Origin of the sequence: Anaeromyxobacter sp. (genome assembly GCA_016718565.1) — a bacterium.
GTDB lineage: Bacteria > Myxococcota > Myxococcia > Myxococcales > Anaeromyxobacteraceae > JADKCZ01.
In genome coordinates this window covers 167,705-191,657 of the sequence record JADKCZ010000008.1, presented here as the reverse complement: position 1 = coordinate 191,657, position 23,953 = coordinate 167,705, and the positions used below count along the sequence as shown (strand labels likewise).

The 23,953-nt window shown below is 75.5% G+C and carries 21 protein-coding genes; 13 read left to right on the top strand and 8 right to left on the bottom strand.

Annotated elements, in window-relative coordinates; genetic code table 11:
- Nucleotides 1-45 precede the first annotated feature (45 nt).
- The 4 genes from IPO09_16305 to IPO09_16290 all read left to right on the top strand — a co-directional run bounded on the left by IPO09_16305 (nucleotide 46) and on the right by IPO09_16290 (nucleotide 4,019).
- Nucleotides 46-561 carry a CarD family transcriptional regulator gene (locus IPO09_16305; GenBank protein MBK9518878.1) on the top strand — a complete coding sequence of 172 codons (516 nt, stop codon included), beginning with the start codon at nucleotides 46-48 and terminating at the stop codon, nucleotides 559-561.
- Between the two features lie 193 nt (nucleotides 562-754).
- On the top strand, nucleotides 755-1,912 hold the full coding sequence (gene ispD, locus IPO09_16300; GenBank protein MBK9518877.1) for a 2-C-methyl-D-erythritol 4-phosphate cytidylyltransferase: 1,158 nt from the start codon (nucleotides 755-757) through the stop codon (nucleotides 1,910-1,912).
- The gene (locus IPO09_16295) at nucleotides 1,909-2,559 is read left to right on the top strand and encodes a hypothetical protein (GenBank protein MBK9518876.1); all 651 of its coding nucleotides are present in this window, start codon (nucleotides 1,909-1,911) and stop codon (nucleotides 2,557-2,559) included. Before ispD ends, IPO09_16295 begins: the two co-directional genes overlap by 4 nt.
- Nucleotides 2,560-2,573: 14 nt before the next feature.
- Nucleotides 2,574-4,019, top strand: a complete 1,446-nt coding sequence (locus IPO09_16290) for a cysteine--tRNA ligase (protein MBK9518875.1) — start codon at nucleotides 2,574-2,576, stop codon at nucleotides 4,017-4,019.
- Nucleotides 4,020-4,150: 131 nt separating this feature from the next.
- Here IPO09_16290 and IPO09_16285 read toward each other — a convergent pair whose 3' ends face one another.
- The 3 genes from IPO09_16285 to IPO09_16275 all read right to left on the bottom strand — a co-directional run bounded on the left by IPO09_16285 (nucleotide 4,151) and on the right by IPO09_16275 (nucleotide 6,044).
- Nucleotides 4,151-4,336, bottom strand: coding sequence for a hypothetical protein (locus tag IPO09_16285; protein ID MBK9518874.1), 186 nt, complete (start codon nucleotides 4,334-4,336; stop codon nucleotides 4,151-4,153).
- Nucleotides 4,337-4,417: 81 nt separating this feature from the next.
- On the bottom strand, nucleotides 4,418-4,621 hold the full coding sequence (locus tag IPO09_16280; protein ID MBK9518873.1) for a cold-shock protein: 204 nt from the start codon (nucleotides 4,619-4,621) through the stop codon (nucleotides 4,418-4,420).
- 163 nt (nucleotides 4,622-4,784) lie between these two features.
- The gene (locus IPO09_16275) at nucleotides 4,785-6,044 is read right to left on the bottom strand and encodes a hypothetical protein (GenBank protein ID MBK9518872.1); all 1,260 of its coding nucleotides are present in this window, start codon (nucleotides 6,042-6,044) and stop codon (nucleotides 4,785-4,787) included.
- An 89-nt stretch (nucleotides 6,045-6,133) separates the two neighbouring features.
- Between IPO09_16275 and uvrB the strand changes: the two genes are divergently transcribed.
- The 3 genes from uvrB to IPO09_16260 all read left to right on the top strand — a co-directional run bounded on the left by uvrB (nucleotide 6,134) and on the right by IPO09_16260 (nucleotide 10,457).
- Nucleotides 6,134-8,230: an excinuclease ABC subunit UvrB gene (gene uvrB, locus IPO09_16270; protein MBK9518871.1), complete on the top strand. Its 2,097-nt coding sequence runs from the start codon at nucleotides 6,134-6,136 to the stop codon at nucleotides 8,228-8,230.
- A complete protein-coding gene (locus IPO09_16265) occupies nucleotides 8,227-8,820 on the top strand; it encodes a hypothetical protein (GenBank protein MBK9518870.1) in 594 nt (197 codons plus the stop codon). The genes uvrB and IPO09_16265 overlap by 4 nt, the downstream gene beginning before the upstream one ends.
- Before the next feature lie 197 nt (nucleotides 8,821-9,017).
- Nucleotides 9,018-10,457: a hypothetical protein gene (locus IPO09_16260; protein MBK9518869.1), complete on the top strand. Its 1,440-nt coding sequence runs from the start codon at nucleotides 9,018-9,020 to the stop codon at nucleotides 10,455-10,457.
- A gap of 78 nt (nucleotides 10,458-10,535) precedes the next feature.
- Here the strand turns inward: IPO09_16260 and IPO09_16255 are convergent, their stop codons facing one another.
- Nucleotides 10,536-12,710, bottom strand: coding sequence for a hypothetical protein (locus IPO09_16255; protein MBK9518868.1), 2,175 nt, complete (start codon nucleotides 12,708-12,710; stop codon nucleotides 10,536-10,538).
- Between the two features lie 201 nt (nucleotides 12,711-12,911).
- Between IPO09_16255 and IPO09_16250 the strand changes: the two genes are divergently transcribed.
- Nucleotides 12,912-13,781 carry a neutral zinc metallopeptidase gene (locus tag IPO09_16250; GenBank protein MBK9518867.1) on the top strand — a complete coding sequence of 290 codons (870 nt, stop codon included), beginning with the start codon at nucleotides 12,912-12,914 and terminating at the stop codon, nucleotides 13,779-13,781.
- 14 nt (nucleotides 13,782-13,795) lie between these two features.
- Here IPO09_16250 and IPO09_16245 read toward each other — a convergent pair whose 3' ends face one another.
- The gene (locus IPO09_16245; protein ID MBK9518866.1) at nucleotides 13,796-14,431 is read right to left on the bottom strand and encodes a PilZ domain-containing protein; all 636 of its coding nucleotides are present in this window, start codon (nucleotides 14,429-14,431) and stop codon (nucleotides 13,796-13,798) included.
- Between the two features lie 272 nt (nucleotides 14,432-14,703).
- Complete coding sequence (gene pepT / locus IPO09_16240) at nucleotides 14,704-16,107, bottom strand: peptidase T (protein ID MBK9518865.1); 1,404 nt, start codon at nucleotides 16,105-16,107, stop codon at nucleotides 14,704-14,706.
- 124 nt (nucleotides 16,108-16,231) lie between these two features.
- On the opposite strand from pepT, the gene IPO09_16235 reads away from it, so the two are divergent.
- The gene (locus IPO09_16235; GenBank protein ID MBK9518864.1) at nucleotides 16,232-17,809 is read left to right on the top strand and encodes a glycosyltransferase; all 1,578 of its coding nucleotides are present in this window, start codon (nucleotides 16,232-16,234) and stop codon (nucleotides 17,807-17,809) included.
- A 51-nt stretch (nucleotides 17,810-17,860) separates the two neighbouring features.
- Here IPO09_16235 and IPO09_16230 read toward each other — a convergent pair whose 3' ends face one another.
- Entirely contained in the window at nucleotides 17,861-18,379 is a 519-nt protein-coding gene (locus IPO09_16230; protein ID MBK9518863.1) for a hypothetical protein, read from the bottom strand.
- A 242-nt stretch (nucleotides 18,380-18,621) separates the two neighbouring features.
- Between IPO09_16230 and uvrC the strand changes: the two genes are divergently transcribed.
- The 4 genes from uvrC to IPO09_16210 all read left to right on the top strand — a co-directional run bounded on the left by uvrC (nucleotide 18,622) and on the right by IPO09_16210 (nucleotide 23,279).
- Nucleotides 18,622-20,727 (top strand): excinuclease ABC subunit UvrC, encoded by a 2,106-nt coding sequence (uvrC, locus tag IPO09_16225; protein MBK9518862.1) that lies wholly within the window; start codon nucleotides 18,622-18,624, stop codon nucleotides 20,725-20,727.
- Between the two features lie 73 nt (nucleotides 20,728-20,800).
- On the top strand, nucleotides 20,801-21,733 hold the full coding sequence (gene cysK, locus IPO09_16220; protein ID MBK9518861.1) for a cysteine synthase A: 933 nt from the start codon (nucleotides 20,801-20,803) through the stop codon (nucleotides 21,731-21,733).
- Nucleotides 21,730-22,653: a serine acetyltransferase gene (locus tag IPO09_16215; protein MBK9518860.1), complete on the top strand. Its 924-nt coding sequence runs from the start codon at nucleotides 21,730-21,732 to the stop codon at nucleotides 22,651-22,653. The genes cysK and IPO09_16215 overlap by 4 nt, the downstream gene beginning before the upstream one ends.
- Nucleotides 22,654-22,685: 32 nt before the next feature.
- Entirely contained in the window at nucleotides 22,686-23,279 is a 594-nt protein-coding gene (locus IPO09_16210; GenBank protein ID MBK9518859.1) for an inorganic diphosphatase, read from the top strand.
- A 58-nt stretch (nucleotides 23,280-23,337) separates the two neighbouring features.
- Here the strand turns inward: IPO09_16210 and IPO09_16205 are convergent, their stop codons facing one another.
- Nucleotides 23,338-23,901, bottom strand: a complete 564-nt coding sequence (locus IPO09_16205) for a DUF4287 domain-containing protein (GenBank protein ID MBK9518858.1) — start codon at nucleotides 23,899-23,901, stop codon at nucleotides 23,338-23,340.
- Between the last annotated feature and the right edge of the window lie 52 nt (nucleotides 23,902-23,953).

The window sequence follows — 23,953 nt, the reverse complement described above, 5'->3', positions numbered from 1 at the left end:
TCCTATCAGGAGGGGGCCGGGAAGCCATGGCGAGCGGAGGTGCGAATGGCGGCTACGCAGTCTACTCAGGTTTCCCCGAGCTTCAAGGTCGGTGACAAGGCCGTCTACCCCGGACAGGGGGTGGGCGAGGTCCTGGGCATCGAGCACAAGGAGGTGGCCGGCCAGCGCCAGTCCTTCTACGTGCTGCGGATCCTCGAGAACGGGATGAAGATCATGATCCCGATGAACAAGGTCAACTCGGTCGGCCTGCGCGAGATCATCGGCGAGAAGGACGTCAAGAAGGTCTACGCCATCCTGCGCGAGAAGGAGGTCTCGGTCGACTCCACGACCTGGAACCGCCGGTACCGCGAGTACATGGACAAGATCAAGACGGGCTCGGTCTTCGAGATCGCGGAGGTGCTGCGCGACCTCTACCTGCTCCGCTCCGACAAGGACCTCTCCTTCGGCGAGCGGAAGATGCTCGACACGGCCCGCTCGCTCCTCATCAAGGAGCTGGCCATCGCCAAGGAGTGCGACGAGCAGGACGTCGAGACCGACCTGAAGAAGATCTTCAACTGTTGACCGGCCGCCCCGGCCGCACGCCGGGGCGGGCAGGGCTGGACCGCCGCCCGGACCCCCGTCCGCGCGGCGTTCTCGTTTCCGGGGCTTCCGGGCGGCGGGTGGCGCCAGCGAGCGCATGCCGCCCGGGGAGTGCAGCCGAGGTGCCAGCGCCGCCGCCGGGCCCCGAGCGGGCGCGGCGCGGCTGGAGGAGCGGATGATCGCCGGGGAGCGGGTGGGGGCCATCGTGGCAGCGGGCGGCGCCGGGCTGCGGGCCGGGGTGGCCAAGCAGTGGCTCACCCTGGGCGGGGAGTCGGTGCTGCGGCGCTCGGCCAGGCTGCTGGCGGACTGCCCGGCGGTGGACGACCTGGTGGTGGTGGTGCCCCCTGGCGAGGAGGGACGCGGCCAGGCCGAGCTCCAGGACCTCGGCAAGGGCGTCCGGGTGGTGGCCGGCGGGGCCCAGCGGGCCGACTCGGTGCTGGCCGGCCTCGAGGCCCTGGAGGGCTGCGCGGTGGTGCTGGTGCACGACGCGGCGCGCCCGTTCGCCTCGCCCGACCTGGTCCTCAGGGTGGCCCAGGCCGCCGCGGCCGGCGGCGCGGCGCTGGCGGCGCTGCCGGTGACCGACACGGTCAAGCGGGCCAGCCCCGGCCTGCCGGTGGTGGCCGAGACCCTGGATCGGCGCACCCTCTGGCTGGCCCAGACGCCCCAGGGCTTCCGGCGCGACCTGCTGCTGCGCGCCTACCAGGCGGCCGGCGCGGACGCCTCCTCGGCCACCGACGAGTGCGGCCTGGTGGAGCGGCTCGGCGCCCAGGTGGCGCTGGTGCCGGGCGAGCCAGCCAACTTCAAGATCACCACCCCGGAGGACGTGGCGCGGGCCCGGGCCCTCACCGAGGCCCCCTTCGCCACCGGGGTGGCCTACGACTGCCACCGCTTCGAGGCCGGGCGGCGGCTGGTGCTGGGCGGCGTGGAGTTCGAGGGTGACGGCCTGCTGGGCCACTCCGACGCCGACGTCTGCGCCCACGCCATCGGCGACGCCATCCTGGGCGCGGCCGGCCTGGGCGACCTGGGCCGCCACTTCCCGGACACCGACCCGCGCTGGAAGGGGGTCAGCTCGCTGGTGCTGCTCCGCGAGATCGCGGCCAAGGCCGCCGCGGCCGGCTGGCGGCTCGGCAACGCCGACGTCACCCTGGCGGCCCGGCGCCCCAGGATCGCGCCGCGGACCGAGGAGATGCGGGCCCGGCTGGCGGAGGCGCTGGGCGCCTCGCCGGCGCAGGTCAACGTCAAGGCCACCACCGGCGAGGGGATGGGGTTCGTCGGCCGCGGCGAGGGCATCGCCGCCCACGCGGTGGCGCTGCTGGTGCGGAGGGGCGCGTGAGCCGGCCCACCCCGCCGCCCGCGCCGCCCCCGGCCGAGGAGGCCTTCTTCGCCGCCCCCGGGGAGGCCGCGCCCGGGCCCACCGCACCCGGTGAGGTCGCGCCGCCCCCGCCGCGCCCGCGCCGCGAGTCGCCGCTGCTGGCCCGCTCGCCCATCTTCGCCACCCTGGCCGTGCTGGTCTCCGGCTGGCTGCTCTGGGAGCTCTCGGCCGACGTGGCCTACGTGCTGTCGGCGCGCGACCCCATCGACCTGGGCGGGCCCGGCGCCTACGCGCTCGACCGGGCCCGCGAGAACCGGCTGGTGCAGGTGCGCGGCGAGCTCGGCGACGCGGTGCCGGTCACCGTGGCGCGCACCGGGCAGCAGCGCACCGTGGGCCGGGTGGCCGGGACCAACCTGCTGGTGGACCGGCCCGGCCGCGGCGGCCCGCCGGTCTACGAGGGGCGCCTCCTGCCCGCCGCCGCCCGCGCCGACTACGCCGAGGTGGCGGCCGCCCTGAAGGCCCGGGGCGCCCCGCTGGAGGATCGCTGGCTGGTCCTGCGCGACGGCGAGCGCCCCCGCGAGCGCTGGCTGCCGGTGCTGGGCGCGGCGGTGCTCCTCCTCGTCCTGGCCGTCAACCTGCGCGCCCTCGTGAAGGCGCTGGCCCGCTGACCCCGCCCCCCACCATGACCATCCAGATCCACGACACCCTCTCCGGCGGCAAGCGCCCGCTGGTGCCGCTGGTCCCGGGCCGGATCGGCCTCTACGCCTGCGGCCCCACCGTCTACGACCTCTCCCACCTGGGCCACGCCCGCTGCTACGTGGTGTGGGACGTGGTGGTGCGCCACCTCCGGGCGCGCGGCCTGGTCGTGACGTACGTGCGCAACTTCACCGACGTCGACGACAAGATCATCCAGCGCGCCAACGAGCGCGGCGAGGACCCGGTGGCGCTGGCGGCCCGCTTCGCCGACGAGTTCCACCGCGACCTGGACGCGCTCGGCTGCCTCAGGCCCGACGTGGAGCCGCGCGTCTCCGGCCACATCCCGGAGATCGTGGCGCTGATCGCCACGCTGGTGGAGAAGGGGTTCGCCTACGCCCCCGGCAACGGCGACGTCTACTTCGCGGTCCGCAAGTTCCCGGCCTACGGGCAGCTCTCCGGGCGCAACCTCGACGACCTGCTGGCCGGGGCCAGGGTGGCCACCGGCGAGGTGAAGCACGACCCGCTCGACTTCGCCCTCTGGAAGGCGGCCAAGCCGGGCGAGCCGCGCTGGCCCTCGCCCTGGGGCGACGGCCGCCCCGGCTGGCACATCGAGTGCTCGGCCATGACCCGGAAGCACCTGGGCGACACCTTCGACCTGCACACCGGCGGCAAGGACCTGGTCTTCCCGCACCACACCAACGAGATCGCCCAGTCGGTCTGCGCCTGCGGCGACGGCGTGCGCGCCGACAGCTACGCCCGCGCCTGGCTGCACAACGGCTTCGTGGAGATCGACGACGAGAAGATGTCGAAGTCGCTGGGCAACTTCTTCACGGTGCGCCAGGTGCTGGAGCGCTGGGACGCCGAGGGGCTGCGCTTCTTCCTGCTGGGCACGCAGTACCGGCGCGACTTCAACTTCTCCGACACCATCCTGGCCGAGGCAGACCGGCGGCTCGGCTACCTCTACGAGACGCTGGAGAAGGCCGACCGCGCCGCGGGCGGGGCGGCCGCGGCGGCGGACGACGGGCTGGTGGAGCGCTGCCGCGCCGCGCTGGACGACGACTTCAACACGCCGCAGGTGCTCGGCCTGCTGGCCGAGGCCTTCACGGCCGCCAACGCGCTGTGCGACCTGAAGGGCAGGCGGACCCCGGCGCAGCAGGCCCAGCTGGCGGCCTTCGCCGGCGCGGCGCGCACCGTGGGCGAGACCCTGGGCATCCTGCAGCGCCCCCCGGCCGTGGCCCTGCTGGCGCTGCGCGACCTGGCGGCGGCGCGGCGCGGGGTGGACGGGGCGGCGGTGGAGGCGCGGCTGGCCGAGCGCCGGGCCGCTCGGCAGGCCAAGGACTTCGCCCGCTCCGACGCCATCCGCGACGAGCTGCTGGGGCAGGGCGTGGCCATCATGGACGGCGCGGCGGGCACGACCTGGAAGGTGCTGTAGCGCCCCGGGCCACCTCCTGCGCGCGCGTCGCGCTGCGCCGGGAGGTGACCGTTCGGGCCGAGGGCCGCCCCCAGGGAGGGGACGGCCGCCGCCGCCGGTGCGCCAGCGGCGCCCGGCGGCGAAGGGTGTGGCTACTCCTCGGGCTTCGGCTGCGGGCCCGGGATGATGCCGGCGATGTCCGGATCCTCACCCGGGGCGAGCGGCCCGCGCTCGTCCTTCTCCTTCTTGCGCTCCTCGCGCTTGGCGTCCTTCTCGCGCTGCTTCTCGGCGCGCTTCGCTTCCTTCTGCCGCTTCAGGTGCCCTGGGTTGAAGGCCATTCAGTCCTCCTGTTGGATGCCCCGTGAAAAGAGAAAGCCCGGCCGCGATGGCCGGGCCTCCGTGGTCGAAGCGTCTGGCGCTCAGATGGCGCGGACGTTCGCCGCCTGCAGGCCCTTGGGGCCCTTCTTCACCTCGAACTCCACCTTCTGCCCCTCCTGGAGGGAGCGGAAGCCGTCCGCGACGATCGCGGTGTGGTGGCAGAAGACGTCCTCGCCACCGCCGTCCTGAGTGATGAACCCGAAGCCCTTCGCGTCGTTGAACCACTTCACGGTACCACTGGCCATCTGATCGCTCTTTTCGTTCGGGCGGCGGCGTGCCGACCCGGTCGCCGGTGCCGACTCTGGGCGTGGGAGACCGGCGCACACTAGTCGCTTCGACCGCAAATGTCGAGGGCCCAGCGATTAAAAGAAGACTTCAGCCGCCCGGGCCGGCCGCCCGGCGTGACGGTCAGTCCCAGCCTGGCGAGGCGCTGGTGGGGCAGAGCGGGGCGATGGAGATGGTGTTGAGCTCGACCCGTCCGGCGAAGAGGCCGTCGTAGCACCAGGTGGCGGCGGCGGTGGCGGTGGCCCGGGCGTAGCAGTTGCCGGCGCAGAACTGGCCGCTGTCGAGGCCGCCGGCCGGCGACCAGGCGTCGGCGGCCCGCTGGGCGGCCGCCTGGGTGTAGGTCCCGGGCGCGCTGCAGTCGTAGTAGGTCTGGCCGAGCCCGTTCGTGTGGGCGGTCTGGCAGCCGCCGGCGCAGCAGCTGGTGCCGGCGCAGCAGGCCTTGGCCGCGCCGACCGGGCAGGCCAGCAGCCCCGCGCCGCAGCAGGTGCCGAGGGTGCAGGCCTGGCCCGCGGCGCAGGAGGTGGTGCAGGTCCCGCAGTGCAGCGGGTCGCTGGCCAGGTCGGCGCAGGCGCCGGGCGCGCCGCCGCAGGTGACCTGGCCGCCCGGGCAGGCGCAGCTCCCCCCGGCGCAGGTCGCGCCGCTGGCGCAGCGGGTCCCACAGGCGCCGCAGTTGAGCGGATCGGTGGCGAGCGCCCGGCAGGTGCCGGCGCAGTCGACCTGCCCGGCCGGGCAGGCGCAGACGCCGGCGGTGCAGGTGGCGCCGAGCGCGCAGGTGGCGCCGCAGGCCCCGCAGTGCCGCTCGTCGGTGCGGGGATCGACGCAGGCGCCGCCGCACTCCAGGCGCGGCGCCAGGCACAGGCAGGCCCCGCCGCTGCAGCTCTGGCCGGTGGCGCAGCCGTTCCGGCAGGCGCCGCAGTTCCCGGTGTCGGTCAGCGGGTCCACGCAGCGGGTGCCCGGGCCCGGGCAGGAGGTGGCGCCGACGTCACAGGCGCAGGCCCCGCCGCCGCAGCTGCCGAGGCCGCAGGCCACGCTGCAGTCGCCGCAGTGGAGGTCGTCGGTCGCCAGGTCGACGCACTGGCCGCTCGGGCCGCCGCACACGTCCGGGAGGGCGGCCGGGCAGGTGCAGGTCCCGGCCTGGCAAGAGGCGCCGGTGGGGCAGCGGTGCAGGCAGGTGCCGCAGGAGCCGGGGTCCGACTGGAGGTCGAAGCAGAGGCCGCCGCAGGCGGTCTGGCCGGCGGGGCAGGAGGGGGCGGGCGTCGAGGCCGGGCAGCCGGCCAGCGTCGCCGTTGCCAGCAGGAGCGCCGCCAGGGCAGCCGGCCGGGCCGAACGGCCGGCAGGCGGGGCGCCGAGGGCGGGGGGGAGGGCTCGGACGGGGGGGCGCATTCACCCGGAGCATACCTCCGGCCGGGGCCCGGTCGCCGCCCGGATGGGGCGGCGGCGGGTGTCCGGGTCGGGCGGTATGTTCGGGCCCCGTGCCCTTCGACCTGCAGAGCGACTTCCTCCCCACCGGAGACCAGCCGCGCGCCATCGCCGAGCTGGCCGCCGGCCTCCGGCGCGGCGACCCGGCCCAGGTGCTGCTGGGCGTGACCGGCTCGGGCAAGACCTTCACGGTGGCCAACGTGGTGGCCGACCTGAAGCGGGCCACCCTGGTCATCGCCCACAACAAGACGCTGGCGGCCCAGCTCTACGGGGAGTTCAAGGCGCTCTTCCCCGCCGCGGCGGTCCACTACTTCGTCAGCTACTACGACTACTACCAGCCGGAGGCCTACGTCCCCTCGAGCGACACCTACATCGAGAAGGACTCGTCCATCAACGACGAGATCGACCGGATGCGCCACGCCGCCACCCACGCGCTGCTGACGCGCAACGACGTGCTCATCGTGGCCTCGGTCTCCTGCATCTACGGCCTGGGCACCGCCGAGGCCTACTACGGCCTGCTGCAGCAGCTGGAGAAGGGGCAGGAGTTCCCGCGCGACCGCTTCCTGCGCTCGCTCATCGACATCCAGTACGAGCGCAACGACCTCGACTTCCACCGCGGCACCTTCCGGGTGCGCGGCGACACGGTGGAGGTCTTCCCGCCCTACGAGGAGGAGCGGGCCATCCGCATCGAGTTCTTCGGCGACGTGGTGGAGCGGCTGCAGGAGTTCGACCCGCTGCGCGGGGTGGCCCTGGCCGAGCTCGACAAGGCCGCCATCTTCCCCAACTCCCACTACGTCTCGGCGCCGGAGACCCGCAAGAAGGCCATCGCCGGCATCCGCGACGAGCTGCAGGTGCGGCTGCAGCAGCTCACCGGCCAGAACAAGCTGGTGGAGGCGCAGCGGCTGGAGCAGCGCACCAGCTTCGACCTGGAGATGCTGGAGCAGATGGGCTTCTGCACCGGCATCGAGAACTACTCGCGCTGGCTCTCGGGGCGGAAGGCCGGCGACCCGCCGCCCTGCCTGCTCGACTACTTCCCCGACGACTTCCTCATGGTCATCGACGAGTCGCACCAGACCGTCAGCCAGATCGGCGCCATGTACAAGGGCGACCGCTCGCGCAAGGAGACGCTGGTGGAGTTCGGCTTCCGGCTCCCCTCGGCGCTGGACAACCGGCCGCTCAAGTTCGAGGAGTTCGAGGCGCTGTGCGGCCAGACCATCTACGTCTCGGCCACCCCGGCCGAGTACGAGCTGAACCGGGCCGGGGGCGTGGTGGTGGAGCAGATCATCCGCCCCACCGGGCTGGTGGATCCGGAGGTGGAGATCCGCCCGGTCGCCACCCAGGTGGACGACCTGCTCGGCGAGGTGCGCCAGCGGGCCGAGGCCGGCGAGCGGGTGCTGGTGACCACCCTGACCAAGCGCATGGCCGAGGACCTGACCGAGTACTTCACCGACGTGGGGGTGAGGTGCCGCTACCTGCACGCCGACGTGGAGACCCTGGAGCGCAGCGCCCTCATCCGCGACCTGCGCAAGGGGGAGTTCGACGTCCTCATCGGCATCAACCTGCTGCGGGAGGGGCTCGACATCCCGGAGGTCTCGCTGGTGGCGGTGCTGGACGCCGACAAGGAGGGCTTCCTGCGCTCCTCGGTGTCGCTCATCCAGACCATCGGCCGGGCCGCCCGCAACGTGAGGGGCCGGGTCCTGCTCTACGCCGACCGCGTCACCGACTCGATGCGGAAGGCCATCGACGAGACCGACCGGCGGCGCGAGAAGCAGCGGGCCTACAACGCCGAGCACGGCATCACCCCCCAGTCCACGACGCGGGCCTTCTCCGACCTGGGGCCGGCGGCGGGGGAGGGCGACTACCTCACGGTGCCGGTGGCCGCGGAGGGGGCGCCCGAGTACCGGCCGGAGGAGCTGCCGGCCATGGTGGCGTCGCTGGAGGCCGAGATGAAGGCCGCCGCCGCGGCGCTCGACTTCGAGAAGGCCGCCGCCCTGCGCGACCGCATCTCGGCCATCAAGGGGTTCGGCCTGGGGCTCTCCCCGAACCTGGCCGGCATGAAGGGGCTGCTGGGGAGCGGGGCCATGGCCGGCGCGGCGGCGGCCGGGCGGCTCAGCGGGGCCAAGCGGCCGCCCAAGCGGAGGAGGCGGTGAAGATCCCGCTGCGCTGTCGCTGCGGCGCCGTGGCCGGTGAGCTCGACACCGCCCGCGGGGGGCTGCACGTGGCCTGCTCCTGCGATGACTGCCAGGCCTACGCCCGGGCGCTGGGGCGCCCCGACGTGCTCGACCCCTGGGGCGGCACCGACATCTTCCAGACCACCCCGTCGCAGGTCGCCATCACCCGGGGCGCCGAGCAGCTGCGCTGCCTGCGGCTGGCCGAGCAGGGGCTGCTGCGCTGGCACACCGGCTGCTGCGCCACGCCCATCGGCAACGGGCTCTCCTCGCCGAAGATGCCCTTCATCGGCCTGGTCCACGCCTTCCTGGACTTGCCGGCGGCGGCGCGCGACGCGGCGCTCGGGCCGCCGACCCGCCTGCAGGGGCGCTTCGCCACCGGGGTGGCGCCCTTCCCGGTGCACCCCAAGGTGCCGCCTGGGCTGATCCTGCGGATCGCGCTGTTCCTGCTGCGCGGGCGGCTGCTCGGCCGGCACCGGCCCACCCCCTTCTTCGACGCGGCCGGCCGGCCGGTGGCCATGCCGCGGGTCCTCACCGTGGCGGAGCGGGACGCGCTGCGGCCCCCGGCTTGACCGGCGACAAGGGCCCCGGTCGCTGCGTCGCATCACCAGGAGTGAACCAGGCAGCTTCGGCCGTGTCGCCTGACACTCCAGGTTGATTCGGCGCCTGCCCCTAAGGTCCCAGGGATCCCGGGCCGAGGACTGAGGCAAGGAACCCGCGCTGACGCCCCGGCCGAACGTGATCTCCCGGTGGGCGATGGCGGCACACCATGTCCCTCTCGATCCGCACCAACGTCGCCTCCCTGAACGCGCAGAAGAACCTGACCGGCACCCAGTCGGCGCTGGACTCGTCGCTGTCGCGGCTCTCGAGCGGCTTCCGCATCACCAGGGCCGGCGACGACGCCGCCGGGCTCGGCATCAGCACCACGCTCGAGGCGCAGATCCGGAGCTACAACCAGGCCACCCGCAACGCCAACGATGGCCTCTCGGTCGTGCAGGCCAGCGAGGCGGCGCTCAACGAGCAGGCCAGCATCCTGACCCGGCTCAGGGAGCTGGCCATGCAGTCGGCCTCGGACGGCATCGGCGACTCGGAGCGGGGGTACGTCGACACCGAGGCCCGGGCGCTGGTGAGCGAGCTGGAGCGGATCTCGCAGGTCACCGAGTACAACGGCCAGAAGCTGCTGGACGGCTCGGCCACCACGCTCGACTTCCAGGTGGGCATCCAGAACAGCGCCACCGGGTTCGACCGCATCAGCCTGACCACCATCAACGCGACGACGGCGGGGGCGAGCGGTACGGTCACGGGGATCGGGCCCGTGGCAGCGACGACCGGCCCCGCGGCCGCCATCCTCGCCAACGTCGCCACCACCTTCGCCACCACGTTCCAGGCAACGGACAACGTCGATACCGCGGCCAATGCGGCAGACGCCCTCGGTGTGACCCAGAGTGGCGCCGTCGGCCTGACCAACGACTTCTACGGCTATGCGAGAGGAGTCTTCTCGACCGCCTACTGGCAGTCCACCGGCTTCCCCCATGTTGTCCCGATCGCCGACAGCCCGGGGCGGGCCGCCGCCATCGCTCTGGTCGCCGCGACCGCGAGCGGCGGGACCGGCGGCGACCCGCTGCTGGCGGCGGCCTTCCAGGCCTACGCCGCCGACATCGGCGCCGGCGGGACCGACTTCTCGGCCAGGACCGCCGCCGACACGGCCGCCACCAACGCCGCGCTCGCGATGGGGTCGGCCACGATGGCGGGCTCCGAGAGCATCGCGGGCAGCGACGCAGCGGGCGCCGCCTCCAGCCTCTTCCGGATCGCCTCCCAGGTGGGGGGTGGAACCGCCGCCGGCCTGGCCGCGCTCGGCTACGCCACGACCACCAGCCCTACGACCACCGGCGGCCTCGGCGTGGCAGGCCTCTCCCTCGCCACCAAGGCCTCGGCCCGGACCGCGCTCGCCACCATCGACAGCGCGCTGAGCGCCGTCTCCTCCGCCCGGTCCACCCTCGGCGCCACCGGCAACCGGCTGCAGAGCGCGGTGACCACCATCCAGTCCTACTCGGAGTCGCTGTCGGCGGCCAACAGCCGCATCAGGGACGTGGACGTGGCCGAGGAGACCAGCCGCATGTCGCGCAGCCAGATCCTCAGCCAGGCCGGGGTCTCGGTCCTGGCCCAGGCCAACCAGATGCCGCAGCTGGCGCTCAAGCTGCTCGGGTAGCGGCGCGCCGCGGGCTCGCGCCCCGGCCCGGACTCGGCGCCAGCGCCCGCCCCCGGCCGCGCCCGCTCGGCGCCCGGCTCAGCGCTTCCTGGGCGGCGGCGCCGGGCGCGGCGCGTGCGGCGGGTGGCAGCTGGCGCAGCGCCCCGCGCCTCCGCTGGGCCCGTGGGCCGCCGCGAAGGCCGGCGTACCGGTCACGTGGCAGCGGGCGCAGAGCGCGTCGCCGGCCTCCCGGACCAGGTGGGGCTCCGAGGCGGCGTGGGGTGAGTGGCACCCGAAGCAGGCGCCGGTGGCCACCGGCTGGTGGGCCCCCCGGGCCGCCACCAGCGCGTCGAAGTCGTGGCAGTCGGCGCAGCGCGCCAGCCCGCCGGGCAGGAGGTCGGGCCTGGGCGGGGCGGCCGGCGGTGGCGGCACCGGGAAGTGGCAGGCGCCGCAGCTCCCCTCCTCGAAGGGCGGGTGGAGCTGGGCCCGCAGCAGCCCCTTGGCGGCCCCGCTGTGCGGCTCGTGGCAGCCGGTGCAGCGCGCCGCCGAGGCGTCGAACCCGCCGTGGCGGGCCGCGAAGGCCGGCCCCGCCAGGTCGTGGCAGCGGGCGCAGAGGCGCGGCGCCCGGTCCCGCTGCAGGGAGGGCTCGCTGGCGGCGTGGGCGCGGTGGCAGGTGAGGCACCCGTCCCGGGCCGGCGGGTGGACCACCGCGCCGGCCTTGCCGAGGGCGGTGGCCAGGTCGTCGTGGCAGCCCAGGCAGAGCTGCCGCTCGGGCTGGTGCAGCATGCGCGGCTGGGCGGTGCCGTGGCCGTCGTGGCAGGCGCTGCAGGGGCCGTCGGCGAAGGGCGGGTGCACCGAGGCGGCGCGGGCCCAGGTCTTGCGCACGCCCAGGTGGCAGGCCAGGCAGACGTCGGCGCCGTCCCCGCGCAGGCTGGCCTTCCCGCCGGCGTGTGGCTCGTGGCAGGTCAGGCAGTCGCCGCCGGTGAAGGCCACGTGCAGCTTCACGCCGGGGCGCATGGCGGCCGGCGTCCCGTGGCAGGAGACGCACAGCGCCCCGGGCGGCCTGGCCAGCAGGCGCGGGTGCTCGGAGACGTGCGGCGCGTGGCAGTCGAGGCAGGCGCCGCGCGGCTCCGGCGCGTGCACCCGGCTGTCCTTCCTCCAGGCCGGGGCGCCCTGCCGGTGGCAGGACAGGCAGAGCGGCTCGGCGGCCTGGCGCACCAGGTGGGTGGCCCCGCCGTGGGGGTCGTGGCAGGCCTCGCAGCGCCCCTCCCGCACCGGGGCGTGGGCGTCGCGCCGGGCGCCCCAGGCGGCCACCTGGGTGTGGCAGGCGCCGCACCGCTGGCCGGGGGGCTGCCGCAGGAGGGCCGGCTGGGCGGTGGCGTGCGGGGCGTGGCAGGCCAGGCACTTGCCCTCGCCGGCGGGCCGGTGGGGCGCGCCGGCCACCTTGGCCTGGATGGCCTGGTGGCAGCCGAGGCAGAGGGTGCGCGGCGCCTCGGTGAGCAGCGCGGGCTGGGTGGTGGCGTGCGGCGAGTGGCAGCTGGTGCAGCGCTCCCGCACCGGCCGGTGCACCACCGGCCGGGCGGCGTCGGCGGCCGCGTCGTCGTGGCACTGGTGGCACAGCGCCGGCTCGGCCGCGCTCCGGGCGAAGGGCGCCGCCGTGGCCGGGCCCGCATGGCACGAGCCGCAGTCGGCCGCCACCGGGTGCACCGTGGCGCGCAGGAGCTTGTCGCCCCCGCCGTGCAGGCCGTGGCAGCGGTCGCAGGCCACGGTGGCCACCGGGTAGCCGCCGTGGCTGCCGGCCAGGTCGGCGTGGCACTCGGTGCACAGGCCGGGCAGCGCGGCGCGCAGCAGGCGGGGCTGGTTGGCGGCGTGTGGGGCGTGGCAGGTGGTGCAGCGGGGCCGGCCGGCCGGCGCCCGCCCGTGCACCACGGCGAAGCGCGGCTGCGGGTGGCACTCGGTGCAGGCGGCCACCTTGCCCACCGGGGCGGCGCCGGCGGCGCCGTCGTGCGGCGTGTGGCAGCCGCTGCAGGACCGGCCGGGGCGGAAGGGCGCGTGGAGTACGGCGCGGGCGCGCGCCGCGTCCACGGTGGTGGCGTGGCAGGCCAGGCACGGGTTGGTGGTGGCCTCCGGCGGCGCGGCGCCGCGGCCGCCGCCGCCCGGCCCGGAGGGCGAGGCACAGGCGAGGGCGCCGAGCAGCGCGGCGGTGGTCAGCCAGCGGGCGAGGCCCGCTGCGCCCGGCGGGGGGCGGGGGAGGCGGCGCGAGGTGGTCGGCACGCCGCCATGGTGCGGCAACCGTCCCGGGGGGGTCAACGGCCTTCGACGCGGCGAGGTGCCGCTCCTGCCCGCGGCCGGCCGCCTGGGCCGGTGGCCCCACCGGGCGGGGCGGACCGGGCGTACGGGCCGGGCGCCCCGCCCCGTGGTTGATGGCGCGGCGGGCCGGCGGTAGGGTCCGCGGACACCAGCGGGGGAGGCAGCATGCGGCTCGGGGACGACGGCGACCGCAGCAACGTGGAGGACCGGCGCGGCGCCCGCCTGGGCGGCGCCGGAGCCAAGCTGGGGGTGGGCGGCACGCTGGTGGTGCTGGTCCTCTCGCTGGTCTTCAAGCAGGACCTGTTCGCGGTGCTGGGCGGCGCCGCCGACGACCCCGCGGCGGCCGCCGGCGCCCCGGTCGGCCCCGCCACCGGGGCGCGCGCCGAGGCCGAGGCGGCCCTGGAGAAGGTGGCGGTGGCCTCCTTCAACGACGCGCAGCGGACCTGGGGGGAGAAGCTGGGGCGCGGCCCGGACCGCTACCGAGACGCCAGGCTGGTGCTCTTCTGGGACGAGGTCCGCTCCGGCTGCGGCGAGGCCGGCGCGGAGATGGGCCCCTTCTACTGCCCGGCGGATCAGCGGGTCTACCTCGACCTCGGCTTCTACCGGGAGCTGGGCACCCGCTTCGGCGCGCCCGGCGAGTTCGCCCAGGCCTACGTCATCGCCCACGAGGTGGGCCACCACGTGCAGCACCTGCTGGGCATCGACGACAAGGTCCGCGAGGCGCAGCGCCGCCGCCCGCAGGATCGCAACGCCCTCTCGGTGCGCCTGGAGCTGCAGGCCGACTGCCTGGCCGGCGTCTGGGGCCACGCCGCCCGGGCGCGCGGGCTGCTCGACCCGGGCGACCTGGAGTCGGGCCTGGGCGCCGCCGCGGCCATCGGCGACGATCGGCTGCAGCAGCAGGCGGGCCGGCGCGTGGCGCCCGAGAGCTTCACCCACGGCTCGTCGGCGGAGCGGACCCGCTGGTTCCGGCGCGGCTTCGAGGGGGGCGATCCGGACGCCTGCGACACCTTCGCCGGCGGGGCCGGCCGCCCGTAGGCCGGCCCGGCCGCTCAGGCCCGGTACTGGCGGCCGCGGCCCCCGGCGTCGAGCAGGGAGCGCCACCCCACCGGGTCGGCCGCCTCGAGGGCGTCGAGCGTGACCGTGCCGCGCCCGATGAGGGCGAAGAGGGCCCGCTGCGCCCGCGACCAGTCGGGGCCGAGCACGCGCTGCAGCTGCCCCAGGGTGGGCTGGCCGCAGGCGAGCCGCAGCACCACCTTCTCCTCGTCGCCGAGCGCGGGGGCGGTGGCCGGCGCCGCGGTCACGTAGAGGCGGGCCTTCAGCTCCAGCCGGTCGGGCACCCGCACCAGGTGCAGCAGCTCCGAGTGGTGCTCGGCCAGCTCGTCGAACCAGGTCTCGGCGCGCCCGCGGTCGCCCGCCGCGAACACCACGCCGTGGCGCCAGGGTGGGCCGGGCTCCTCCCACACCACCGCGGCGCGCAGCGCGAGCGGCCCGCTGGCCCCCTCGCAGGTGAGCCGCAGCTGGAGCTGGCTGCCGGCGGCCAGGCGGGTGGGCGCCACCAGGCGGCAGCCGCGCGCGCCGAGGTCCTCGGTGGTGCCGAGGCAGACCTCGCCGTCCGCCTGGATGTGGGCGGCGCAGCGGAGCTGCAGGCGCAAGGCCCTGCGCGGATTGGCGATGAAGTCGGTCACGCGGCGTGGTCGTTGATGCAGCAAGGGCATGATAGGCCACCACCGGAGGTGAAGTGGGTGGGTCGCCGATGGGGTGCGGCAACGGGACGCGTGGGACGCCACGGCCGGTGTCGCATGAGCGGGGGACGCGGGGGCGCCCGGGCCTCCCCTGGCCGTACCGTCGGTGCGTGGAGGCGGTGCGCGGGTGGCCCGGCGCCGCGCCCCAGGGGCAGCGGGCCAGGAGCGCGGGAGCCCGCCTGGCGCGCGCCAGCGCGGGACCGCGCCGGCGCCGCTCAGGCCGCCGACACCTCGACCCAGACCTGCAGCAGCTGCAGCGCGGTGGCCAGCGAGGCCTCCAGCCCGGCCACCGAGAGCCACTCGGTCTTGCCGTGGAAGTTGTGGCCCCCGGCGAAGAAGTTGGGCGTGGGCAGCCCCATGGCCGAGAGCCGCGAGCCGTCGGTGCCGCCGCGGATCGGGGACCAGCGCGGCTCCACCCCGGCGCGGCGGGTGGCCTCCTCCAGCGCCGCGGTGACGCGCGGCGCGCCGTCCAGCACCACCTTCATGTTGCGGTAGGACTCGGTGATCGACAGCTCCAGGCGCGCCCCGCGGTGGAGCGGGCGGACCTGCGCGAGGATGCCCTCCAGCACGGCGCGCTGCCGGGCCAGCCCCTCGGTCTCGAAGTCGCGCAGCAGCAGCTTCAGGGTGGCCCGGCCCTCGTCGCCGGCGGCGCCGTGCGGGTGGATGAAGGGCTGGTACCCCTCGGTGGCCTCCGGGGACAGCGCCGGCGGCAGCCGCACGATCACGTCGGCCAGCGCCTTGAGCGCGTTCACCAGCACCCCCTTGGCCTGGCCGGGGTGGATGGAGCGACCGGTCACCGTGACGGTGGCGGCGTCGGCGCTGAAGGTCTCGCGGTTGAGCTCGCCGGTGCCGTCGCCGTCCACCGTGTAGGCCACCTCGGCGTCGAAGCGGGCCAGGTCGAAGTGGCTGGTGCCGCGCCCGACCTCCTCGTCGGGCGTGAAGGCCAGCCGCACCTCGCCGTGCGGCGGCGCGCCCGGGCGCAGCAGCGCCTCGGCCAGCGCCATCATCACCGCCACGCCGGCCTTGTCGTCGGCCCCGAGCAGCGTGGTGCCGTCGCTGGTGACGATGCGCCGCCCCACCTCGGCGGCCAGGGCCGGGTTCTCGGCGGCGCGCAGCACCACCGACCGGTCACCCGGCAGCGCCAGGTCGCCGCCCTGGTAGGTCAGGAGCTGCGGCCGGACCCCGGCGCCGGGCGCGGCCGGCGAGGTGTCGAGGTGGGCCACCAGGCCGACCCGCGGGACGCGGCCGCGGGCCGGGTGGCCCGGCGGCAGGTTCGACGGGATGGCCGCCATCAGGTAGCCGTGGCGCCCCAGGTGGACCTTGCGGGCGCCGAGCGCCAGCAGCTCGGCCTGGAGCAGCCGGGCCAGGTCGAGCTGCCCGCCGGTGCTGGGCACCTGCGGCGCGTCCTCGGCCGACTGGGTGTCGATGACGGCGTAGCGCAGGAACCTGTCCAGCACCGGCTCGGGGGCCTCGGCGCGGCCGCGCGGTCCGGGCCGCCTGGCGGTCCGGGTGGCGGCGCCCGAGGCCGGCGGGCGGGCGGCGGGGCGGCCGGCCTTCGAGGCGCGGTGGGCCTGGGCGCGCGGGGTGCGAGGCGGGGTGCGGCTGGTGCGACGTGCCATCGAGGGGTCCTCGGTCGGAGAGCGGCGGCAGTCTGCCACCGATCGCCGCGAGCAGGGGGGCGGCGCCCACCCGGGACACGCCCGAGGTCGACACCGCACCCCTCCCGTGGTCTCTTGGGCGCCCATGGCCGCGCGCCTGTCCCTCTGCATGATCCTGCGAGACGAGGAGGAGCTCCTCCCACGCTTCCTCGACCACGCCCGCGGCCTGTGGGACGAGCTGGTGGCGGTGGACACCGGCTCCACCGACCGGACCCCGCGGCTGCTGGAGGCCGCCGGCGCCAGGCTGCTGCGCCGCGAGTGGACCGGCGACTTCTCGGCGGCCCGCAACGTCTCCCTGGAGGCGGCCAGCGGCGACTGGGTGGTGGTGCTGGACGCCGACGAGCTGGTCTCGCCGGAGCTGGTGGCCTCGGCCCGCGCCGTGCTGGAGGACCAGCGGGCCGGCGCGGCCACCGTGCTCATGCGCAACCGCCTGCCACACGGCCACCTGCGCGAGACCCGGCTGCTGCGCCTGTTCCGCCGAGACCCGGCCATCCTGTTCCGCCACGCCGTGCACGAGGACGTCGGCGAGGCGGTGCGGGCCTACCTGGGGCGGACCGGGCGGCGCCAGGTCCACCTGGACGGCTTCGTCGACCACCTGGGCTACGTGCGGGCCCGGGCCTCGGCGCGCGACAAGAAGGGGCGCGACGTGGCGCTGCTGGAGAAGGTGCTGGCCGCCGACCCGGCCGACCTGTACGCCCACTTCAAGCGGCTCGAGCAGGCCCGCTTCTGGGGTGACCGGGGGCTCTGGTGGCGGGCCGCCGGCGACGCCGTGGCGGCCATCCGGGCCTACCCGGAGCCCCTGCGCACCGCCCACTTCGGCGGCGAGCTGGTGGCGCTGGTGGCCGACGGGCTGCACCGCGGCGTGCCCGGCCAGGCCCTGGCCTTCCTGGACGTCTGGGCCGGGCGGGTCCGGCCCTCGGCCGCCTTCCACCTGCGCCGCGCCGAGCTGAACGAGGCGCTGGGCCGGCCGGCGGTGGCCGCGGCCGAGTTCGAGCGCTGCCGCGCCCTGGCGGGCGAGACCCAGAACCTGCAGCTGGCCACGGTGCGGCCGCTGCTCGGGCTGGCCCGGCTGGCGCTGGCCCGCGGCGACGTGGAGGGCGCCCTGGCCCGCACCGAGGAGGCGCTGGAGCTGGCCCCGCGCGACCCCGAGGCGCTGCTGGCCGCGGTGGCGCTGCACCGGGCCCGCGGCGGGGCCCGCGGGGTGGCGGCCTTCGCCAGCGTGCACGGGGCGGCCTGGGGCCACCCGCCGGAGCTGCACGACGCGGTCGGCGAGGGGGCGCTGCTGGCCGGGGACCTGCCGCTGGCCCTGGAGGCCCTGCCACACGCCGCCGGCAAGCCGCCCTCCGGCCGGGCCGGGCTGCGGCTGGGCGTGGCGCTGCTGGCCTCCGGCGACGCCGCGGCGGCCCGCGAGCTGGCGCGCCGGCTCACCCCGGAGCTGCCCGAGGCGGCGCTGCTGGAGCTGCTGGCGGACCTGGCCGAGGGGCGCAGCTCCGACCTCTCGGTGGACCTGGAGCCCGACGAGGCCGACCGGGCGCTGCGCCCCATGGTGGCGGCGCTGGCCGCCTCGGCCCTGCCGGCGGTGCGGGCCGCGCTGTGGCAGGGCGCGCCCGAGCTGGTGCAGCTCTTCCCCTGGCTGCCGTCGGCGCTGGCGCCGCGGGGCTGAGGCGCTTGCGCCGGGGCCCGCGGGGCCGATGCCCGCCCCGGCCTGGCGCGGCTACCCGGCGATCTTGTAGGCCACCGAGCCCTTCAGGCGCAGCTCGATGACGGCGTCGGCGGCCCCGTCCAGGGTGCCCGCGCCCATGGCGGTGAAGCGGCCGCTCCCCTGGAGGACCTCGGCCAGGAAGAGGTCGAGCGCCGCCGAGCCCGGCACGGTGACGCTGGCCCCCACCTCGAACCGCAGGCCGGCCAGGGTGCCCACCCCGAGGTCCTGGCTGCCGTCGGCCGGGGCGTCCTCGGCGCGGAAGCGGAGGGCCAGGTCGACGGCCTGGGCCTGGTGGCCGGCGCCCACCCAGACCACCGTGGCGGTGAGCTCGTCCACCGAGACGGCGTCCACCTTGTCCCGCTTCTCCCAGACCGCCTCGTCGGCGCTGAGGTCGATGGCCTGGGTGGCCTCGAAGGCCCCGGCGGGCGAGCGCAGGGTGATCTCCCGGGCCACGTCGATGGGGATGATGGCGGTGCAGGCGGTGAGGAGGGGCAGGAGGGCGGCCGCGAGCGCGAGGCGGAGGCTGGTCATGGGGCCGTGGAGTGCACGCCGGCGGCCAGCCGGTCCGGGCGCCGCCGGGCGGGCGAAGCGGCCGTGGACACTGGGCCGGGTCGGCCGGGAGGACCCACGCACCGGCCGGGTGCCGGGGGGCCCAGGGTGGCGGGCCCCGGCCCGGGGCGGGGTCGCCGCGCGCTGGGCGGTGTGGGCGGAGCGGGTGCGGCGTGCGCCGGGGTGGCACGCGCGCCCGCGCCGCGACAAAGTAGGCGCCGCCCATGGACGCCGCCCTCCAGCGCACCCTCGACGACCTGCCCGCCGCCCCCGGCTGCTACCTCATGAAGGACCGGGCCGGGGTGGTGGTCTACGTGGGCAAGGCCTCCAGCCTGCGCAGCCGCGTCCGCTCCTACTTCGGGGCGCCGCGGGCCGACGAGCGGGCCTTCGTGGCCCTGCTCGACCAGCTGCTGGGCGCCATCGAGGTGATCGTCACCCGCTCCGAGAAGGAGGCGGTGCTCCTCGAGAACGAGCTCATCAAGAAGCACCGGCCGCGCTTCAACGTGGTCTTCCGGGACGACAAGACCTTCATCGTCCTCAGGCTCGACCCGACCCACCCGTACCCGCGCCTGGAGGTGCGCCGGGCCAAGGAGGCCCGCGACCCGCAGGCGCGCTACTTCGGGCCGTTCAGCTCGGCCTGGTCGATCCGCGAGACGCTCAAGCTCATCAACCGCCACTTCCAGCTGCGCACCTGCACCGACCACGTGCTGGCCACCCGGCGCCGGCCCTGCATCCTGTACCAGATCAAGCGCTGCCCCGGCCCCTGCGTCTACGAGGTGCCGCAGGAGGAGTACGCCGCCTCGGTGCAGGACGCGGTGGCCTTCCTGGAGGGGCGCGAGCCGGAGCTGGCGGCGCGGCTGGAGGCCCGCATGGCGGAGGCGGCCGGCGCCCTGCGCTTCGAGGAGGCGGCCAGGCTGCGCGACCAGCTCCGCGCCGTGGCCCGCTCGCTCGAGACCCAGCGGGTCATGCTGGGGGACGGCGCCGACCGCGACGTGGTGGGGCTGCACCGCGAGGGGCCGGACCTGGTGGTGCAGGTGATGGTGATGCGGGCCGGGCGGCTCATCGACGCGCGGGCCTTCCCGTTCCGCGGGCAGGCGGCCGGCGACCCGGAGATCCTCTCGCAGTTCCTGGCGGCCTACTACGAGCAGGCGCCGGCGCCCGAGGAGGTGCTGCTGCCGCTCGAGCCGGACGGGGCCGAGGCGCTGGCCGAGGTGCTCTCGGAGGGGCGGGGCCGCCGGGTGCGCCTGCTCACGCCGCAGCGCGGGGCCAAGGTGGAGCTGCTGGAGGGGGCGGCCCGCAACGCCGCCCAGAGCTTCACCCAGTGGCACGAGCGCGACGAGCGGCGCGAGGAGGCGCTGCTGGGGCTGACCCGCGGCCTCTCGCTGGCCCGGCCGCCGCGCTGGATGGAGTGCTACGACATCTCCACCTTCCAGGGGGCCCTGGCGGTCGGCTCGGGCGTCTCGATGCGCGACGGCGAGCCCGACAAGGCCGGCTACCGCCGCTACAAGGTGAAGGGCGTGGCCGGGCAGGACGACTTCGCCATGCTGCACGAGGTGCTGGTGCGGCGGCTCCGGCGCGGCCTGGCCGAGGGCGCCCTGCCGGACCTGATCGTCATCGACGGCGGCAAGGGACAGCTCAACGCGGCGCTGGCGGCGGCGCGCGACCTGGGCGTGCCGGTGAAGCCGGTGCCGGGCAGCCCCGAGGCGCCCTTCGTGGAGCTGATCGGCCTGGCCAAGTCGCGGCTGGTCAGCGGCGACCTGGGCGCCACCCGGGTGGTGTCGCGGCGCAGCCGGCGCGGCCGCGGGGCGGGCGGGGCCGCCGGGGCGCTGGCCGACGCGGCGGAGGCGGCCGAGAAGGGCTTCGTGCCCGAGGCCGAGCGCACGCCCGAGCGGGTCTTCCTGCCCGGGCGCAAGGACCCGCTGGTGCTGCGGCAGAACTCCGCCGAGCTGTTCCTGCTGACCCGGCTGCGCGACGAGGCCCACCGCTTCGCCATCACCTTCCACCGCAAGCTGCGGCGGGAGCGGAACTTCCAGAGCGTGCTGGAGGCCATCCCGGGCATCGGCGACGGGCGCAAGCGGGCCCTGCTGCGCCACTTCGGGGCCCTGAAGCGGGTGCGCCAGGCCACCCCGGAGGAGCTGCGGCTGGTGGAGGGGTTCGGCGAGAAGCAGGCCGCCGCGGTGCACGCCTTCTTCCACCCGCCCGGCGGCGGCCCCGGGCCCGCCGCGGACGAGGGCGGGGGGGCGGACGAGGCGGCCGCCCCGGGGGGGGCGGCGGCGCCCACCGAGGACGACATCGATCGGGCGCTGGCGGAGGAGGGCGGTCCGGCGTAGACCCCCTGGGCCCCGCCTCCCGGCTGGCCGGGGGGAGGCCGGCGTGGTATCCGCCATCACGGAGGAGCGGCACATGCGCATCGCGGACGACGTCACGAAGCTGGTGGGCAACACGCCGCTGGTCCGGCTCAACCGGATCACCGACGGCGCCGGCGCCACGGTGGTGGCCAAGCTGGAGAGCTTCAACCCGCTCTCGTCGGTCAAGGACCGGATCGGCGTGGCCATGATCGAGGCGGCCGAGCGGGCCGGGACCATCCGCCCGGACACCATCCTGCTCGAGCCCACCTCCGGCAACACCGGCATCGGCCTGGCCTTCACCGCCGCGGCCAAGGGCCTGAGGCTGGTGCTGACCATGCCGGAGACCATGTCGGTGGAGCGGCGGCGCATCCTGCTGGCGCTGGGCGCCGAGCTGGTGCTGACCCCGGGCGCCGAGGGCATGAAGGGGGCCATCGCCAAGGCCAACGCCATGGCGGCCGAGGACCCGCGCTACCTGGTGCTGCAGCAGTTCGAGAACCCGGCCAACCCGGAGATCCACCGGCGCACCACCGCCGAGGAGATCTGGCGGGACACCGACGGGAAGGTGGACATCTTCGTGGGCGGCACCGGCACCGGCGGCACCATCACCGGCGTGGGCGAGGTCCTCAAGGCCAGGAACCCGAAGATCAGGATCATCGCCGCCGAGCCCAAGGACTCGGCGGTCATCTCCGGCGGCAAGCCGGGGCCCCACAAGATCCAGGGCTGGGGCCCGGGCTTCGTGCCCAAGGTGCTCAACACGGCCATCCTCGACGAGGTCATCCAGGTCTCCAACGAGGACTCGGGCGCCTGGGCGCGGCGCCTCTCCCGCGAGGAGGGGATCCTCTCGGGCATCTCCTGCGGCGCCGCCGCCTGGGCGGCCGTGCAGGTGGCCCAGCGGCCGGAGAACGCCGGGAAGCTCATCGTGGTGGTGCTGCCGGACACCGGCGAGCGCTACCTCTCCACCTGGCTCTTCGAGGAGCAGCCCAAGTGAGCGAGCCGAGGAAGGCGGCGGAGGTGAACCTCCGCGACATCGTCGAGCAGCTGGTCAAGGGGGCCAACGGACTGGCCGGCATCCCCGGCGGCCAGGCGGTGCTGCCGGCGCGAGAGGCGGTCATCGAGATCGTGGAGGCGCTGCGCTCGGTGATCTTCCCGGGCTACTTCGGCACCGCCGACCTGCGCGAGGAGAGCCTGCACTACTACATCGGCTCGACGCTGGAGAAGGCCGCGCGGGCGCTGGAGGAGCAGGTGCGGCGCGCCTGCGCCTTCTCGGAGCGGCACGACTACCACGGCTGCGCCCACTGCGCCGCGGCGGCCCGCGAGGCGGTGGCGGCCTTCCTGGTGCAGGTGCCGGAGATCCGCCGGCTCTGCGCCTCCGACGTGGAGGCGGCCTACGAGGGCGACCCGGCGCTCAAGAGCCGCGACGAGGCCATCTTCGCCTACCCGGGCATCTTCGCCGTCACCAACCAGCGCATCGCCCACGCGCTGCACCTGCAGGGCGTGCCGCTCATCCCGCGCATCATCACCGAGTACGCCCACACCCTCACCGGCATCGACATCCACCCGGGCGCGGCCATCGGCGAGAAGTTCTTCATCGACCACGGCACCGGCGTGGTGGTGGGCGAGACCAGCAAGATCGGCGCGCGGGTGCGGCTCTACCAGGGCGTCACGCTGGGGGCCAAGAGCTTCCCGCTCGACGAGCACGGCAAGCCCATCAAGGGCATCGATCGCCACCCCATCGTCGAGGACGACGTGGTGATCTACGCCGGCGCCACCATCCTGGGGCGCAACGTCATCGGCAGGGGCTCCTCCATCGGCGGCAACGTCTGGCTCACCACCGGGGTGCCGCCCAACAGCCGCATCACCCAGGCCGAGAACCGCGACGCCAAGTTCTCCCACGGCGGCGGCATCTAGCCGGCCGCCCCGCCCACCCCGAGAGGACCGCAGTGGCCCACCACCCCTGGCACGACGTCGAGCTGCCCCGCTACATCGAGGACGCCATCCCGGCCGTCATCGAGATCGCCACCGGCTCGAAGGTGAAGTACGAGCTCGACAAGTCGACCGGCCTGCTCATGGTGGACCGCATCCTCTTCTCGGCGGTGCACTACCCGGCCAACTACGGCTTCGTGCCGCGCACCTACTGCGACGACGGCGACCCGCTCGACATCCTGGTGCTCTGCTCCGAGGTCATCCAGCCGCTCTCCATCATGCGGGCCAAGGTCATCGGCGTGATGAAGATGCGCGACGACAAGGGGCTGGACGACAAGCTCATCGCGGTGCACGCCAACGACCCCAACTACTCCGACTACACCGACGTCTCCGAGCTGCCGCCCCACCGGCTGCGCGAGCTGAAGCGGTTCTTCCAGGACTACAAGGCCCTGGAGAACAAGAAGGTGGTGGTGAGCGAGCCGCAGGGGCGCACGGTGGCCCTGCAGGTGCTGCGCGAGGCCATCAAGCTCTACGACTCGGAGGTGGACCGGCTGAAGGGGCCGCAGGTGGCGCCGAAGGCGAAGCGGGGGAAGGGCGGGAAGGCGAAGTAGCCCGCGCCAGGGAGCGCGCATCGTCGCGAGGAGGCAGGCGCCTGCCCCGCGACCGCGCCTAGGCCTGGTCGTAGGCGGCGCGCAGCCACCCGATGAGCGCGGCGTCGATCTCGGCGGCCTTCGTCACCCGCACGCGGTGGCTCACCATGGCGCTGAAGCTGCCGGAGGCTTCCAGCCGGCCACTGGGGGCGACGCCCTTCAGGTTGATGCCGACGTCCAGCCGGTCGGCCGTCGAGGGCTGCACCAGGCCGAACTGCTTCTTGCGGCGAAGGCTCACGTAGCCCTTCTTGGGCGAGAGCTCGACGTCGCCGCCGAACTTCGAGACCGCCTTCGCGAGCTTGTCGTAGGCGGGTCTGAGCGCCGCCTTGGCGCCTGCGTACTGGAGCGCCACCGGGTCCTCGCCCGCGGGCCCGGGCGCATCGGCCGCCAGGGTGCGCTGCGCGGCGAGGTTCGCGTAGCCGTGACCCAGCCCGTGGCGCTCCTTGAGCCACTTCACGATCTCGCCGTGCTTCGAGAGCTTCTCCTTGCGGGCGAGGGCGACCCACGCCTCCAGGGGCTTGCCCGTGTTCTTCTGGTAGTTCGCGATCATCGTGGCGATCGCAGCATCGACGGTGTTGGCCATCCTGATCTCCCGTTGGAGCCGCGCCGCTGGCTCGACGCCCAGCCTGGCTCGC

Bases quoted from the DNA above. Each gene is read 5' to 3' on its own strand.
- pepT (MBK9518865.1), bottom strand. From the start codon at position 16,107: ATGGCACGTCGCACCAGCCGCACCCCGCCTCGCACCCCGCGCGCCCAG.
- IPO09_16260 (MBK9518869.1), top strand. From the start codon at position 9,018: ATGTCCCTCTCGATCCGCACCAACGTCGCCTCCCTGAACGCGCAGAAG.
- IPO09_16275 (MBK9518872.1), bottom strand. From the start codon at position 6,044: ATGCGCCCCCCCGTCCGAGCCCTCCCCCCCGCCCTCGGCGCCCCGCCT.
- IPO09_16250 (MBK9518867.1), top strand. From the start codon at position 12,912: ATGCGGCTCGGGGACGACGGCGACCGCAGCAACGTGGAGGACCGGCGC.
- IPO09_16280 (MBK9518873.1), bottom strand. From the start codon at position 4,621: ATGGCCAGTGGTACCGTGAAGTGGTTCAACGACGCGAAGGGCTTCGGG.
- IPO09_16230 (MBK9518863.1), bottom strand. From the start codon at position 18,379: ATGACCAGCCTCCGCCTCGCGCTCGCGGCCGCCCTCCTGCCCCTCCTC.
- cysK (MBK9518861.1), top strand. From the start codon at position 20,801: ATGCGCATCGCGGACGACGTCACGAAGCTGGTGGGCAACACGCCGCTG.
- IPO09_16285 (MBK9518874.1), bottom strand. From the start codon at position 4,336: ATGGCCTTCAACCCAGGGCACCTGAAGCGGCAGAAGGAAGCGAAGCGC.
- ispD (MBK9518877.1), top strand. From the start codon at position 755: ATGATCGCCGGGGAGCGGGTGGGGGCCATCGTGGCAGCGGGCGGCGCC.
- IPO09_16290 (MBK9518875.1), top strand. From the start codon at position 2,574: ATGACCATCCAGATCCACGACACCCTCTCCGGCGGCAAGCGCCCGCTG.
- uvrC (MBK9518862.1), top strand. From the start codon at position 18,622: ATGGACGCCGCCCTCCAGCGCACCCTCGACGACCTGCCCGCCGCCCCC.
- IPO09_16305 (MBK9518878.1), top strand. From the start codon at position 46: ATGGCGGCTACGCAGTCTACTCAGGTTTCCCCGAGCTTCAAGGTCGGT.
- IPO09_16235 (MBK9518864.1), top strand. From the start codon at position 16,232: ATGGCCGCGCGCCTGTCCCTCTGCATGATCCTGCGAGACGAGGAGGAG.
- IPO09_16205 (MBK9518858.1), bottom strand. From the start codon at position 23,901: ATGGCCAACACCGTCGATGCTGCGATCGCCACGATGATCGCGAACTAC.